The sequence below is a fragment of the Luminiphilus sp. nBUS_07 genome (assembly GCF_051201685.1).
GTDB lineage: Bacteria > Pseudomonadota > Gammaproteobacteria > Pseudomonadales > Halieaceae > Luminiphilus.
Window position 1 is genome coordinate 3020365 of record NZ_CP179213.1, and the last position, 14632, is coordinate 3034996.

The window sequence follows — 14632 nt, forward strand, 5'->3', positions numbered from 1 at the left end:
TGGGTAACCCACTGAACCCGCTGTTCAGACTGTGGCCTTGGCATAGACCGCCCCTGATCGGCAGCGGCCCACAACGCCAAAATTCATCAGGGCTGTCAGCAGCGCTGGCAAGCGATCCCTACAAAAGTTGGACGGGCCCGGTGTTTTCACTCTTAAACGGTGATCATAGCGCCCATGTTGCCCGAGCTTGAAAATGTGCGCTTCACCGCTGCGGGTGAGACCCTTGACGTCTTGCCCTCCTACAGTGGCGTCTATCGATTCTTTGGCGCCGACGAGGCGCTTTTGTATATCGGCAAAAGTATCGATATCAAGTCGCGAATCAATGCCCATTATCAAGAGGGTCGGAAGGTCGGCCGACACCAGCGCATTATGGGGCAAGTCACCCATATTGATTGTTCTCCAACAGCCGGAGAAGTGGGGGCTTTGCTGGCGGAGAACGCCGCGATCAAAGCAGAAACTCCCTTGTATAACCGTCGCCAGCGTCGCGTGAAAAAGCTTTGGACTCTTCATCTGAAACATTCTGAACAAGGATTTTTACAGCCGTCTGCGGCGGATTTTTTACTCGAATCAGACCGGGCTGTCGACAGTTACGGGTTGTACCAAAATAAGCGTCACATTGAATCAACGCTGCAGCGTCACGCCAGAGATCATGGCCTTTGCTTACGATGTATGGGTATGGACCGAGGTCGCGGACCCTGCTTCCAATACCAATTGGGGCGCTGTGACGGCGCTTGCGCAGGTGCAGAATCGGCTGAGGAGCACAATGCCCGGCTGCTTTCGGCGCTAGACCGAGATCGCATCGCCGCATGGCCTTTTCCCGGTGCCTTGGCTTTGCTAGAGCGCAACGTCAGCCCCCTACCCCAACAACCAAAAGCCCAATACCATTTGGTGCATCACTGGGCCTATTTGGGCACTTTTGCAACGCGTGCTGAAGCCACGCGGGAACTAAAAAAAGGCTGTCAGCGCCTATTCGATCGCGATGGCTACCACCTATTATTGTCAGCCCTGCGTAAAGGACGGCTGGAGATCCTAGACGCCAAGTCAGGTCAGACCGTGGATAACCCATTGCTGGGATCAGGCCGCGACTCTTGAGTGTCTCCGTTGTTTGGTTCAAGCGTGATCTTCGCCTCGCAGACCATGCGCCACTATGCGCAGCCGCCGCACTGGGACTCCCAGTTTTACTCGTTTACGTGGTTGAACCCGAGTTACTGAAAAACCCGCATTACCGACGGCGGCACTGGCACTTTATTGCCCAATCTCTCGCTGACCTGAATCGTCAATTGCAGCCCCATGCCGCGAAAATTTGGGTGCTCGAGGGCGACCCAGTCGCACTCTTTGCAGCAATTCATCAAGCAAAGCGCATTACCCACTTATTCAGCTACGAGGAAACTGGCCTCGAAGTCACCTTTGCCAGAGATCGCAAAATGACGACTTGGGCAGACGCGGAAGGAATAGCTTGGGAGGAATTTCCAACGAATGGCGTACAGCGCAGGCGTAAAAATCGCAAAGGCTGGAACCGCCGCTGGGGTAAATTGATGACAGCCCCGACTGAAACAATTAAGCCCGCCCAGCTCAATGCGCTGCACAGCGACCTACCTGAAAGTATAAAAGGCGCGCTTTGCCAACGGCTAGATAGCTGGTTACCCCAGCACCCAAGCTTTCAACCCGGGGGCGAACAGCAAGCACACCTAACCCTCGAAGATTTTTTGTCCCATCGAGCAGGTGGCTATCAGCGACACATCTCAAAACCCGAAGGCAGTCGGCAACATTGCTCACGGTTATCACCTCATCTGGCCTGGGGCAATTTGTCGATTCGCCAAGTACAACACGCTTTAAAACAGCGTCAATCTCAAGGGGGATGGGCACGACCGCTGAGCGCCTTCGAATCACGTTTGCATTGGCACTGCCACTTCATTCAGAAATTTGAAAGCGAATGCACCATGGAGTTTGAGAGCATCAATCGGGGATTCTTGAACTTCCCCCGTGACCAAAGCGAAAACCTAGTGCAGGCTTGGTGTGACGGTCGCACTGGCTTTCCTTATGTGGATGCCTGTATGCGCTGCCTTGAAGCTACCGGCTACTTACACTTTCGGGCTAGAGCCATGCTCGTGAGCTTCCTAACCCATCATCTCTGGCAGGATTGGCGATTGGGAGTGACTTGGCTGGGCTCCCTTTTTCTCGATTTTGAGCCGGGTATCCATTACCCCCAGATGCAAATGCAAGCCGGAGTGACCGGCATCAACACCATACGAATTTATAACCCGGTGAAACAGAGTCTCGAACACGATCCGACCGCTTCCTTCATACGACAGTGGGTTCCCGAGATTGCTGAGCTTCCGACACCCTTGGTACATCAACCGTGGTTGCGCTCGCCACTCGAACACATTTTGCATCCTGTTGATTACCCCGAACCCATCGTGAATTTAGAAGCCAGTCACCGAAGAGCCCGAGATGTCCTGTGGGAACTGAAGTCTGATCCGCTGATCCATCAAGAGCGCGAACGCATTTTGAATCGCCACGTGGAGCGACGTTTTCAATCCCGTTTTGTAGAACGTGACTAACTTCTCAAAACCTTTGTTATGCTGGGCGAAATAACCGGGGAGCTCATGTCATGCTAGTTTTTCTTTTTGTAGTAGGTGCGTTGATAGCACTGGTCGCCGTGGGGTTAGTTTTGCTACCCATGTTTATCGATGAACAAGCCGTTATAAACCTCGCACAGCAACAATTTAAGGAAGCCACGGCCGGTGAACTCGTGGTTGAGGGCAACGTTGATCTCGGGTTGTTTCCTGAGTTAAAAATTAATCTCGGCAACACGACTATTGATTTACCACCGCAAGCTGACGACGGGTCGCGACTGGTTGTAACCGCGCAGGAAGTTGACATCGGCCTGTCCGTTCTCGCCATATTGAGCGGCTCTGATGAGGTCGGTGACGTGCACCTCAGCGGCGCAGACGTTCAAATTTTGGACAATACCGGTGCCCTTCAAACACAGCTAACTATCACTGAGCTTGTGGCTCAGGGACTGAACATGGCAGGCCAACCCATCGGTTTGAACGGCGCGTTGGCCGTAGCCGCTGACCCACAATCCCAACCCATTGAAATTCGATTTGACGGCGCCGTGCGGGTCCCCAGCACTTTTGATCAAGTAACCCTCGATGGATTTAGCACGGAAATAATCGGGGCGCTAAGTGCGCCAGTTAAAACAGAACTATCAGGCACCGCAAAACTATCACCGCTCTCCGCAGACTTAGATTTAAACGTCAATTCACCCGGAGGCGTCATAGACGCGGACCTTAACTATAATGTCGCCGCCAGCCCCCAAATTGATTTGGATTTTCGCAGCGAGCGCCTAGACCTCGACCGGCTTCAACCGGCTAATCAGGGCGATGGCGCAGCTGATGATTCTGCCGCCCCCTCAACGCCAACGACACCTGACAACGCCCCCGCATCACCTGCGCCTCCTCCTATGCCTTTACCTGTCGGCCCTCTGAAGGACCTCGACATGCAATTGACAATCAGTGCAGGCAGCCTCATCAGCGCAGGACAAACGGTCACTAATGCTCAGCTGCTGCTGCGAGTCGTAGACGGCATCAGTGACCTTGAATACCTACGTGGCACCCTGCATGAGGGTCAGCTAGACACGCAACTTACCGTCGATGTACGACAACCCACGGTTAAAGTCGCGCTTGCAGGAGGGCTCAAAGGAGTTGAGCTCAACAGCCTACTCACCAGCCTAGAAAAACCCAATACCGCCGCGGGCTATGTTGATATGGCGTGGGATGTTGATACCGCAGGCACCAGCACACAGGCGCTACAAGAGGGTTTAGATGGCGAGCTCAACGTCAACGGACGAAACGTTGAAATCACCAGCGTGTCAGCTCAAGCGTTATTGTGTAGTGCCGTGGCCCAAATTCAACAAACAACGCTGACCCAAACATTTCCGGAAACGACCGAAGTCACTGCATTAGACATGAAAGTTCGCTTTGAGGATGGGCAAGCACAACTCGAACCGCTGAACCTAGGCACTCCGGGAGTCGCAATATCGGGTGTTGGCATGGCCAGTTTGGCCACTCTAGATTTCGCAGCAACCCTTCAAGCACAGGTCAACGAAGAACTAGAAGCCATTGACCCTGCCTGCCGCATTGATGACCGTTATACCGGCCTTGATTTGCCCGTGAACTGCGCGGGTAATCTCGCCGATGAGACCGGTAATCTTTGCAGGGTCGACGTGGAAGCTATCGCGCTACAACTGCTCGAGCGAGAAGCTCGATCGAAGTTGTCAAAAGAGGCCGACAAGCTAGGCGAGAAAGCCGGCAACGCCCTCAAAAAATTATTTGGTAACTAACATTCAGGAAAATATGTCGACAAGTCAGCGTTTTGAACACAGTTTTCATGCCCTCGGGAGTGAATACGTTACACCAACAGCCGCAACACCTGTTTCCGCACCAAAATGGCTGGCTTGGAATAATCGGCTCGCCGAGCAGCTGGGGTGGCCGGAGGCTTGGGGACAAAATGAAAATACGCTGGGTACTCTTGCAGGCAATGCCCAATTTGAGAGTTCAAAACCCGGAGCCACAGCCTATGCAGGCCATCAGTTTGGCAACTACAACCCTCAGCTGGGCGATGGCAGAGCCATGCTGCTGGGTGAATGGCGAGGCCCAGACGGTAAGCTTGTAGATATCCAACTCAAAGGCGCAGGCCCTACACCCTACTCTCGCGGAGGAGACGGTCGCTCGCCTGTGGGCCCGGTGGTTCGTGAATACCTGATGAGTGAGGCAATGCACGCTTTGGGTGTTCCCACCACCCGCGCTCTCGCTGCCGTCGCCACTGGCGATCCCGTATACCGGCAACAGCTAGAGCCCGGAGCGATCCTCACTCGAGTTGCCACAAGCCATATAAGAATCGGCACCGTTCAGTTTTTCGCAATGACGCGTCAAGGGAAAGGCTTAGAGGAGCTGGTGAACTACGTTACCGAGCGTCACTACCTGGCAGCACTGCAGGAAGCCAAACGTCTCGACCCAACAGTGACACATGCTCAGGTGTTACTAAATGAAGTTATCCGAGCCCTGGCCAACCTGACAGCACACTGGCAGAGCCTCGGTTTTATCCACGGCGTTCTCAACACAGACAATATGCTGCTTTGCGGCGAGACCGTAGACTATGGGCCCTGTGCCTTCATGGATGTTTTCGCCGCAGGGCAAGTCTTTAGCAGCATTGACACCGGCGGCCGCTACGCCTTCGGTAATCAGCCCGGCATTGTTCACTGGAATATCAGCGTGCTTGCACAGTGCCTGCTACCCCTTATTGACCAAGACCAGGAAAAAGCCCTGGGGCTGGCTCAGACCAGTGTCGATCAGTTCCCAACGTTGTTTACCGACATTTATAGCGCGCGCCTCGCCGCAAAATTTGGTCTCGATGCCATGCGTGACACCGACCGCGCCTTAATCGAAACCTTTTTTAATCAACTCGAAGAAGACAAGCTCGATTTCACCCTCGCTTTTCGCTGGTTAACAGAAATTGCTAACGACAATCTTGAGAACACGATCCTAGAAGACTTATTTACGCCCAGCAGCGGTATATTGAATTGGCTGACGCAGTGGTCCAGCCGTCGCAGTCAGACAACGCCATCGAGCAGTGAGCGCATGAAAAGCGCCAACCCCGTAGTGATACCCCGCAACCATTGGGTTGCGCAGGCCATTAACTCGGCCGAGGCCGGTGACAGCGAGCTGATGGAAACCCTCCATTCCCGTTGGCAGGACCCCTTCAGCTGGCAGGCCGGTGACGAACAATTTGCCGCGGCGCCAAAAAGTGAAGAGCAAGTGCACCGAACCTTTTGTGGCACTTGATGCCCTGAGTGTATAATCATTCAAAATCTTGAGAGCTCCCACGTGCCGTTTTCTTTCCTAGGCAAAACCCTCAGCGGTTGCTTCACCGTTCCCTCGGGAATCGTGACCACCGCCCCGAGTATTATTCAACGCGTTATCCGCGATATGCCTGAGGTTGGTGTCATCACCACTAAAAGCATTGGTTTGGAACCTCGCCTGGGTTACCGAGAACCGGTGTACAGTCAGTTTGCACCCGGGTGCTTTGTCAATGCCGTCGGGCTCACCAATCCCGGTGCGCAAGCCTCTCTCGAAAGTTTGGGGCAACTTCGCGTGCCCGAGGATCGTTTTTTATTGGTTTCTATTTTTGGCGGCAGCGTCGAAGAGTTTGTCGCGGTTGCCAGAATACTCGAACCCGTGGCCGATGGTTTTGAGCTGAACTTGTCCTGCCCCCACGCCAGCGGCTATGGCATGGCTATGGGGCAAGACCCCAAAATTGTTCATGACATTGTTGCCGCTGTTAAGCAGGCCGTTTCCAAGCCCGTCATCCCTAAATTAACGCCTAACGTGACCAATATTGCTGAGATTGGACAAGCGGCCCTTGATGCGGGTGCCGATGGCTTGTGTGCCATTAATACGGTGGGACCTGGCTATACCGAAGCCCACGGTGAACCCGTGCTTAGCAATGGGGTAGGTGGAATGTCAGGCAAAGGCGTATTACCCACCGCCTTAAAATGTATCCGTGAACTACGGGCTATTACTGACAAGCCCATTATTGGTTGCGGCGGACTGTCAAGCGCCGCTGATGTAAGAGCGGCTCAACATGCTGGCGCCACAATTGCTGGTGTGGGTTCGGCTCTGTCGGGCATGGACACTGAAGACCTTAAACATTATTTCAGCACGCTAAATCGAGAGCTACAGGGGTCAGGCAGTCAGGCCGAAACCCAGATTCGATATGACCTGAGCATGGAGTTTCAGCCGGTTACAGTCGCTACTAATGAAGCCGTTTGCGATGACATCACGGTGGTAACCTTCAACGAAACAATGAATATTCAGGCGGGAGAATATGTCTTTGTATGGATCCCGGGCGTCGGTGAGAAGCCCTTTTCCTGCTTAACCGATAGCCCTCTGCGACTTGCGGTGATTAATGTAGGGCCTTTTACAGAGGCTTGTTATCAGCTGGAACCAGGGGCAACGGTTTATTTGCGAGGCCCCTACGGCACCCCGGTAATGCCCCCCGAAGATGCCAATATTATTTGCGTTGCTGGAGGTACGGGACTCGCCGCGGTTTACCAGATCGCGCGGGACTTTGGCTCTAACGAACAGCCTGCACATATTTTTGCAGGCGCTAGAACCGCCGATAGACTGTATTTTATAGAAGACTGCAAAGACATTGCTCAAGTCACCACCGCGACTGACGATGGCTCCTCTGGGTTCCAAGGTCGAGTTACTGACGCACTTGCTGAGCACCTGGCCAAGCTGACGCCCGAGGCCTTGAGCAAACTTTGGTTCTATAACTGTGGGCCCGCGCCCATGATTCATGCAGCCGAGAAGGTGCAGCGGGAATACGGCAGCGAACAACAAATTTACAGTGCCATTGATTACACCACAAAGTGTGGTGTTGGTATTTGTGGCGCCTGCGCGTCTCCCGATGGTCGACGTATTTGTATCGATGGCCCGTTCATAAATCGGGAGCCCGATTTATTGCCTAAATTAGGCTAGCCAGAGGGTTAGCAGGACGCCTAAAAACACTCCTTTCAAGAATGCCACCCAGAGAAGCTGATAGTCGTCTAATCCTAGGCGCTGCTGCCACTGCGTGGTTTGCTTTCGATGCCAAGCCCAAAACCCCATCTTTGTAACTCCTGCGCGGCCTAAAAAGTTCTCGATAGCACCTTCAACTTAGCGCACTCCAATCAAAAGTAAAGGCCGTTGAATTACCCAAAGCACGCAATGTGGACCAGGCAGGGTTGAGACCCTAGAACATGATGGCACAACGCACCCCACTAACAGCACCATCGAGCATCGCTCTCTGGGGTCTCTCGCAGCCGACTTTGGCCAGCAGCCAAGGCTGTGGGGAAAATTGAATCAGCCCCAAAAATCGCTTCATCCCGATCTGAACCCCACAAAGCCGAAAGAGCCACCGCGTATTTAGGCGTCGAACAACAACCCCTTGCTTTTATACCCATACCCCCTTAGGGTATACGGCATGAGACCTGAAACCAAAAAACTAGTTGATCAACGCCTCGCCCGCATAGAAGGCCAAGTTAAAGCCGTTAGACGGCTTGTCGAGGAAAATCAGTACTGTGTCGACGTTGTCCGACAGGTGCAGGCTGCCCGTGCTGCTTTAGCCAGCATGGAGACCCTTATCGTGGAGGATCACGTTGACACCTGCGTAGAGCAAGCGCTGACCAACGGCTCCATCGATGAGCGTCGAGACAAGGTCAATGAGTTAGTCGGTATTTTGTCGGGCAAGAAAAAGTGAGAATCATCGCCGGACTGCTGCTGCTACTAATTTCTGCAGTAGGCTCGGCTCGGCCGGTTTCTTACGTTGGCGGCTGGACCCTCATCGAAGAGTCTAACCGGCAATCAACTGCCGCTTTGATCCACTACACACCCTCACCCAGTTGGTCTTTGGGTCTTCGAAGCGAGTGGGTTCGTGATGAAGACTATGCCATCACTAGCCTACAACCCACTTATTTACTGAAGCGCTGGTTTGGGCAAGACTATCAGGCCAATATCTATTTACAAGGCGGTATAGGTCTTGCGTCAGGGACCTCTGGCAACCCATTGAGCAGCACAACCGCGGCTTATGCCGGGGTCATCGCCGACTGGGAAACGCGCCGATTTTTTTTGGGTTATAACGCTCGATATGTTGACGCAGGCCACTTTGGCGACAATGCCATGCAACTTGTGCGAGTGGGTTGGGCACCTTACGAAGGCGATACTCAGGATCTGCACACCTGGCTCATGCTGGAAGTTGATCACCGCCCAGAGTCTAAAGATCCCGTTTCCGTAACACCCTTACTAAGATTTTTTCGTGGCCCCGCCCTGCTAGAAGTTGGTTTCAATATCGTCGACCCCACCCCCTTGCTTAACTTCACTTACCGTTTTTAACTAGAGTAGAAAGCTTATGAATATGATGAGTCGCTTTCTCATGGCCTTGCTCTTCCTGCTGTTATCGACAGCAGTTTGGAGTCAGCATGAGCACGGGCAAGCACATGAACATGAACATGAACATGAACAAAGTGTTTCCGAAAATACGGCAGACGCCGCCAGCGTCACCCCGGCAACGGGCCGCCTTACCACCACTCCTGAAATAGAAGCCGCACTGGCCAACGGGGGTACCGCCGTGGTCGCCGATGTTCTGGGCGTCGTCTGCGATTTTTGTGCCGTCGCCATGAATAAAATTTTTGGCAAACAAGAAGAGGTCGCTGCGGTTTACGTCGACCTCGACACCAAGGCCCTAAATTTGGTCTTTAAGCCCGGTGCGTCCCTCGATGATGAAGCCATCGCCGCTTTAGCAGTCCAAGCCGGTTATAGAATTTCAGCTGTTCACCGCAATGCTGCGGTATTGGGTAGCTAACATGCTGAGTTATTGGCGTAGCGGTATTGCCCCAACCCTGACAATGTTCACCAGCTTATCGACTCTGCTGTGTTGTGCGCTGCCTGCACTGCTAATTTCAATCGGCGCGGGCGCCGTGATGGTGGGCATTACTACCGCCATACCGGGAATCATGTGGCTATCGGCCCACAAAGGGCCACTGTTCATATTCGCGGCCACCATGCTCATGGCGTGTTCAGCCTTGGTCTGGAGACAGCGGCGCAGCCCCTGCCCCCTCGACCCAATTCAGGCTCAAGCCTGCATGCGTTTACGGCGGTATAGTATTGGGATGCTCGTCGTGTCGACAACCACATTGGGGACCGGTATTTTCTTTGCCTACCTCTGGCCTATGATTTATTTGTAGCCAACACACTAAGGAGTATCGATGCGCAACACTGAAAACTCCTGGCGCAAAAGCCTATTACTCGCGGGTTTAACGCTGCCCCCAGTCGTTGCGATCTTAGCCGATTTGAGCAGCGGTCCCCTGCGGGCGTTTACAGTACTGCCCTATCTCTTTGCAACATTAGGCTGCTACTGGACAGGATCCAGCAGGAGTTTGTTGGTCATTTCAGGCGGGTCTCTGATGTTGCTAACCCTTGGCACCTTTGCCAAAGGTTCTGATCACATTTTATTTTATGTGAACAGGGCTACTTTTGGAGCAACGCTTCTGGCCTGCGCCTTCATCACCCACAGAGCGATTCAATCGCGCCAAAACCTGGTTCAGCAATCTTTAGCGCAAGTTCTTGAAGATTTAGATGCTGGGCTGGCGATATTTGGAAAAAAGCGGACCCTCATTTTTGCCAATACAGCCTTTACCAACATCCTTTCTGATTTGAACCCTGAGAAAAGCGACAGCAAGGGTCGCGCTGAAGATATTGGCATGACCTTCACTCAGGCAATCGAGCAGCTGTCTTCAGAACCTCTACAGTGGAACCAATCGCAGCAGTGGCTCGCACAAACGCGTTCTCGCGAGCTACCCGATTCGACTCCACTTGAGTTGCGACTATCAGACGGTCGCCACTTTCAGCTGTATGTTCAGGATTTGGAAATGGGAAAAACCATGATTCTGCACGATATTTCATCCTTAAAGTCCTACCAGGCGCAGGCCATACAGGCGTCAAAGCTGGCTCTTTTGGGTGAGTTGTCGGCATCACTCGCCCATGAAATTAGCCAGCCATTGGGCGCTGTTGAACTAATAACCGATAACATCATGCTGCACCTTGAGCAGGCTGAGGGGAATGTTAATAAAGACTATATTGTCGGAAAGCTTGAGCGCACTCGGAACGCCGCGGGAAAGGCGCGAAAAGTTATCGACCATCTCAGGCGGTTTGGTAGAAATGCGAAAGAAGACCCGACGCCAGTTGACCTACGCGATGTTCTATACAGCGCCGTAGACCTCATGCGAGATCAATATAAAAACTCAAATGTCGAGTTGGTCATTGAACAGCCTGAGCATGCCACCTTTGTGGTGGGTCATCCTATCCAGTTAGAGCAGGTATTTCTAAACCTGCTCACGAACGCACGGGATGCCGTGGCTGATCACGTATCTGACCCGCGGGTCAGCGTAGCTTTAGCCATCGACGGTGACCGTGTTTCCGTCAGTGTGGCTGACAATGGTCCGGGAGTTCCCGAGGCTTTACAGTGCGACATTTTCGATGCGTTTTTCACCACAAAAGCTATTGGCAAAGGCACCGGTCTTGGCCTTTCCGTGAGTCGAGGTATCATTGCCGCTCTTAAAGGTGAATTGACGCTTACATCAAGTGAGGACGGCGCCACCTTCACTATAACGTTACCGGTGAGTGATGGCGTTGCGACTACAGCGTAAATTAAGGCGATGGCACCGCTGGCTGGCCATTGTTACTGCAGTACAGCTTCTGGCGTGGACGTTAAGTGGAATATTTTTTGCGTTCATCGACATTGAGTTTGTTCGAGGCGCCGACCATCGCCAACCTGTACTGCAAACGCCGATCGACCTTTCTGCGGCAAGCTGGATCACCGCCGACGCTACCGAGGTTTTGATCCGCAACCGGCTGCCTGAGGAGGTTGTTGTCGGTGTAGTGGGCCTTGAGGAAACACGCTGGTACCTACCTAATGGCAAGGTATTACCAGCGCTGAATGAGATTGAGGCGTTGCAACTTGCCGGCTTAAAGACAGACCTTAACGCGAACCGTGCGGTGTTTATTACTGAGGCAGAGGTCGGCTCAGAGTATCGAGGTCGGGCACTGCCACTATGGCGAGTTTTTAAGGATAAAAATCCCAGCACCGTGGCCTATATTGACGCTACGTCGGGTGAGTTGGTAGCGGTTAGAAACACCGCGTGGCGCTGGTGGGATTTCCTCTGGTCACTGCACATCATGGATTATGACGATAGAGACACCATTGGCACCCTATTTTTGAAGCTGTTTTCCATCATGTCATTGCTGACGGCTATCGCTGGTGTCGCACTTTTTATTTCTCTTCCGAAAAAGTGGCGGTAACGAGGCGTTTTTCTTAACGCTTCGCCCCGCCAAAACACGATACGCTCACCATATCTTCACTCTTTGTTCGGGGGGCAGGTAAAGCGCATTGTCAGGGGTTACATTAAAGGCCTCGTACCATTCAGGCACGTTTCTTACAGGCCCGTTAGCACGATACTGACTGGGTGAGTGTGGATTTGTGGCTATTAGCTGACGCATAGCCTCATCGCGCATTTTTGCACGCCAAATCTGAGCGAAGCCCAGAAAAACTCGCTGAACCCCCGTAAGACCATCAAGCTCAGGAGCCTCCTCTCCCTTTAGGGAAGCTTGGTAGGCTCGCAACGCAATGGTGATGCCACCCAAGTCTCCAATATTTTCGCCTAAGGTGAATTCGCCGTTAGTACAGAGGTCATCAAACGGGCAAAAATCTGCATACTGCGCTATCAGACTGTTGGTGCGCACCTCAAATTGGGCCGCGTCCTCATCGGTCCACCAATTACGGATAGCGCCATCACCATCAAACTTACTGCCGCTATCGTCAAGTCCATGGCCTATCTCGTGACCAATAACCGCACCAATACCCCCATAATTCACCGCATCCTCTGCATCTAAATTGAAGAAAGGCGGTTGCAGTATGGCAGCTGGAAAAACAATGACGTTAAGCACAGGCGAGTAGTAGGCATTGACGGTTTGCGGCGTCATGCCCCACTCGGTTCTGTCAACCTTAGCGCCATGACGCGCGATATCGCGATTGCGCTCAGCCTCGACTAACCCCAAGCGATTGCCATAGTAATCGTCGGCTTTAATCACCGCGCCCGCGTAATCACGGAACACGTCTGGATAACCAATCATAGGCTTGAACTTAGAGAGCTTGTCTAGGGCCTCAATTTTTGTGGCGTCTGACATCCACTCAAGCTGGGTAATGCTGTCGCGGTAGGCGTCGATTAGGTTCGCAACCAACGCCTCCATTCGCGCCTTTGCTTCTGGGGGAAAGTGACGCTCTACATAGACTTTGCCCACCAACTCACCCAGGGACCTGCCCACTACGCCTACCGCGCGTTGCCAGTCGGGTAACTGCTGCTCTACGCCAGAAAGGGTTTTTCGGTAGAACTCAAAACGACGTTGATCCATGGCTTGAGTGAGCAAAGAGGCTTCAGCATTAATCAAATGCCAACGGAGATAAGTCTGCCAATCTTCAACCGAGGTCTTTTCAATAATAGCGCCCAGAGCGTTAAAGTAATCGGAAGAAATCGAGACCAAATAGCCGGGGTTCTCAAGCCCAAACCCGTCCAGATAACCCGACCAATTTACGCCGCCCACCAATTCAGGTAAGTCCTGCTGCTCAATGCGGCGATAATTATCAGCGAATCGACGCATACGCTCCTTGACTAAGTGTTGCTCTGCAATGGCCACCTCGAGGTCATAAATTTTCCTTACGGCCGCGGCATCGGTCGCTATACCTGCTATTTGGTGAAGCTCAAGCATGTAAGCCCGATACTGCTCTCGGATGCGCTCTGATTTGGGATCGTCTTTAAAGTAGTACTCACGATCTGGTAAACCAATGCCTCCCTGACTGAGATAAAACGCATAAATGCCCGGTTCCTTCGCATCAGCGTATTGCCAGATTTCAACAGGAGAATTAAACCCATAGCGTGCCGCCACGCCAAAGTAGGAAAACACATCATCATGGCTTTGCAGCGCATCGATCTTGTCTAAAAACGGCCCTAGTGGTGCAAGTGCACGAGCATCACGACTTTCCCAGTCCAAAAACGAACTATAAAGATCGCCTACTCGCTGCTGATCACTGCCTGACGGGAAGGCGCCTGCGGCGGATTCCTCGATGATGTCACGAACTTGCGCGTCGGAGTTGTCTCGAAGTACGTCCATTGCGCCATAACGCGACTTATCTGCGGGTATCTCAACATTCGCCAATGCTTTGCCGTTAGCGTAAGCAAAAAAGTCGTCGCCTGGTGAGACCGACAGATCCAGCTCTGATGCGTCAAAACCTGAAATCTGTGTATCCGCTACTAAGGGACTACCCTTATCGTCCTGACAAGCCGTTAAACCAACTATCAAACCTACAACAGCCATTCTTCGAAACATGATGCGTCCCTGCGATGAATTAAAGAGGATCGAGAGGCTACCTTGTGTACTCAGCGGTCGCCATGTTTTTCTTACTGCAGAATTTTGGAATAGTTGTGCGGCATTTTCATTTCAGCTTGTTATAACCCCTGCTGCCAACCAGACTGAGGCACCCGCAAGCGGCCACGCCTTTAAGCCATGCAGCACTAGAATTACAAATGACGACGGGCCACCGCTTTTTTGGGGGGGTACCTATTTAGCCTGAAAACCCTGAATCAACGTTTGTTAAGAAGGGCGTCTGAACGTGATTGAAGTTGATCATGGCTATCAAGATTGGACAAATGAGCCAATCGGTCGACTGGAAAATCGCTCTGCGCATCATGAGACTGCAACGGAGTACCTGATTTAACAACGCGATCACCGTCTGCCGGCGCGGGACGAAACTGCAGCAACACAAATAATAGGGCGCCATAAACGATAAAGATTTTTGCCATAAGCGCATAAATCACGATACCCGGATGCTCTCTAGCGAGAAACGCTTCAACATCGCCATAAAGCAGTGATGTGACGCCTGCAAATAGCAGTACCGCTAAGACACGGAAAAGCCTTGATTTGTGCTTGCCCAAAAAAAACAAAATCGAGGAATACTTAACAAAACGGAACAGTGACAT

Annotated in this window: 13 protein-coding genes; 11 read left to right on the forward strand and 2 right to left on the reverse strand. The window is 52.5% G+C overall.

What is annotated here, in order from left to right:
- Positions 1 to 174 precede the first annotated feature (174 nt).
- The 11 genes from ACMAZB_RS13505 (at position 175) to ACMAZB_RS13555 (ending at position 11900) form a co-directional block, all read left to right on the forward strand.
- On the forward strand, positions 175 to 1092 hold the full coding sequence (locus tag ACMAZB_RS13505; protein WP_435217878.1) for a GIY-YIG nuclease family protein: 918 nt from the start codon (positions 175 to 177) through the stop codon (positions 1090 to 1092).
- Positions 1089 to 2561: an FAD-binding domain-containing protein gene (locus ACMAZB_RS13510; protein WP_435217880.1), complete on the forward strand. Its 1473-nt coding sequence runs from the start codon at positions 1089 to 1091 to the stop codon at positions 2559 to 2561. Before ACMAZB_RS13505 ends, ACMAZB_RS13510 begins: the two co-directional genes overlap by 4 nt.
- A 50-nt stretch (positions 2562 to 2611) precedes the next feature.
- Positions 2612 to 4345, forward strand: a complete 1734-nt coding sequence (locus tag ACMAZB_RS13515; RefSeq protein WP_435217882.1) for an AsmA family protein — start codon at positions 2612 to 2614, stop codon at positions 4343 to 4345.
- Positions 4346 to 4358: 13 nt separating this feature from the next.
- A complete protein-coding gene (locus tag ACMAZB_RS13520; RefSeq protein ID WP_435217884.1) occupies positions 4359 to 5846 on the forward strand; it encodes a protein adenylyltransferase SelO in 1488 nt (495 codons plus the stop codon).
- 42 nt (positions 5847 to 5888) lie between these two features.
- Positions 5889 to 7544, forward strand: a complete 1656-nt coding sequence (locus tag ACMAZB_RS13525; RefSeq protein WP_435217885.1) for a tRNA-dihydrouridine synthase — start codon at positions 5889 to 5891, stop codon at positions 7542 to 7544.
- Positions 7545 to 8028: 484 nt separating this feature from the next.
- Positions 8029 to 8304 carry a metal-sensitive transcriptional regulator gene (locus ACMAZB_RS13530; protein WP_435212676.1) on the forward strand — a complete coding sequence of 92 codons (276 nt, stop codon included), beginning with the start codon at positions 8029 to 8031 and terminating at the stop codon, positions 8302 to 8304.
- Positions 8301 to 8936 (forward strand): hypothetical protein, encoded by a 636-nt coding sequence (locus tag ACMAZB_RS13535; RefSeq protein WP_435217887.1) that lies wholly within the window; start codon positions 8301 to 8303, stop codon positions 8934 to 8936. Before ACMAZB_RS13530 ends, ACMAZB_RS13535 begins: the two co-directional genes overlap by 4 nt.
- A 16-nt stretch (positions 8937 to 8952) precedes the next feature.
- Positions 8953 to 9405, forward strand: coding sequence for a hypothetical protein (locus tag ACMAZB_RS13540; RefSeq protein ID WP_435217888.1), 453 nt, complete (start codon positions 8953 to 8955; stop codon positions 9403 to 9405).
- Between the two features lies 1 nt (position 9406).
- Positions 9407 to 9787: a hypothetical protein gene (locus ACMAZB_RS13545; RefSeq protein WP_435212682.1), complete on the forward strand. Its 381-nt coding sequence runs from the start codon at positions 9407 to 9409 to the stop codon at positions 9785 to 9787.
- Between the two features lie 21 nt (positions 9788 to 9808).
- A complete protein-coding gene (locus tag ACMAZB_RS13550) occupies positions 9809 to 11248 on the forward strand; it encodes a sensor histidine kinase (protein WP_435217889.1) in 1440 nt (479 codons plus the stop codon).
- Positions 11226 to 11900, forward strand: a complete 675-nt coding sequence (locus tag ACMAZB_RS13555; RefSeq protein WP_435217891.1) for a PepSY domain-containing protein — start codon at positions 11226 to 11228, stop codon at positions 11898 to 11900. Before ACMAZB_RS13550 ends, ACMAZB_RS13555 begins: the two co-directional genes overlap by 23 nt.
- 45 nt (positions 11901 to 11945) lie before the next feature.
- Here the strand turns inward: ACMAZB_RS13555 and ACMAZB_RS13560 are convergent, their stop codons facing one another.
- Both ACMAZB_RS13560 and ACMAZB_RS13565 read right to left on the reverse strand, forming a co-directional pair.
- Positions 11946 to 13982 carry a M13 family metallopeptidase gene (locus tag ACMAZB_RS13560; protein ID WP_435217893.1) on the reverse strand — a complete coding sequence of 679 codons (2037 nt, stop codon included), beginning with the start codon at positions 13980 to 13982 and terminating at the stop codon, positions 11946 to 11948.
- 254 nt (positions 13983 to 14236) lie between these two features.
- Complete coding sequence (locus tag ACMAZB_RS13565; RefSeq protein WP_435212688.1) at positions 14237 to 14632, reverse strand: hypothetical protein; 396 nt, start codon at positions 14630 to 14632, stop codon at positions 14237 to 14239.

What these genes read in the sequence shown, in the direction of transcription:
- ACMAZB_RS13505 (WP_435217878.1), top strand. Translation starts at nt 175, where the DNA reads ATGTTGCCCGAGCTTGAAAATGTGCGCTTCACCGCTGCGGGTGAGACC.
- ACMAZB_RS13515 (WP_435217882.1), top strand. Translation starts at nt 2,612, where the DNA reads ATGCTAGTTTTTCTTTTTGTAGTAGGTGCGTTGATAGCACTGGTCGCC.
- ACMAZB_RS13520 (WP_435217884.1), top strand. Translation starts at nt 4,359, where the DNA reads ATGTCGACAAGTCAGCGTTTTGAACACAGTTTTCATGCCCTCGGGAGT.
- ACMAZB_RS13530 (WP_435212676.1), top strand. Translation starts at nt 8,029, where the DNA reads ATGAGACCTGAAACCAAAAAACTAGTTGATCAACGCCTCGCCCGCATA.
- ACMAZB_RS13540 (WP_435217888.1), top strand. Translation starts at nt 8,953, where the DNA reads ATGAATATGATGAGTCGCTTTCTCATGGCCTTGCTCTTCCTGCTGTTA.
- ACMAZB_RS13545 (WP_435212682.1), top strand. Translation starts at nt 9,407, where the DNA reads ATGCTGAGTTATTGGCGTAGCGGTATTGCCCCAACCCTGACAATGTTC.
- ACMAZB_RS13550 (WP_435217889.1), top strand. Translation starts at nt 9,809, where the DNA reads ATGCGCAACACTGAAAACTCCTGGCGCAAAAGCCTATTACTCGCGGGT.
- ACMAZB_RS13555 (WP_435217891.1), top strand. Translation starts at nt 11,226, where the DNA reads ATGGCGTTGCGACTACAGCGTAAATTAAGGCGATGGCACCGCTGGCTG.
- ACMAZB_RS13560 (WP_435217893.1), bottom strand. Translation starts at nt 13,982, where the DNA reads ATGTTTCGAAGAATGGCTGTTGTAGGTTTGATAGTTGGTTTAACGGCT.
- ACMAZB_RS13565 (WP_435212688.1), bottom strand. Translation starts at nt 14,632, where the DNA reads ATGTCACTGTTCCGTTTTGTTAAGTATTCCTCGATTTTGTTTTTTTTG.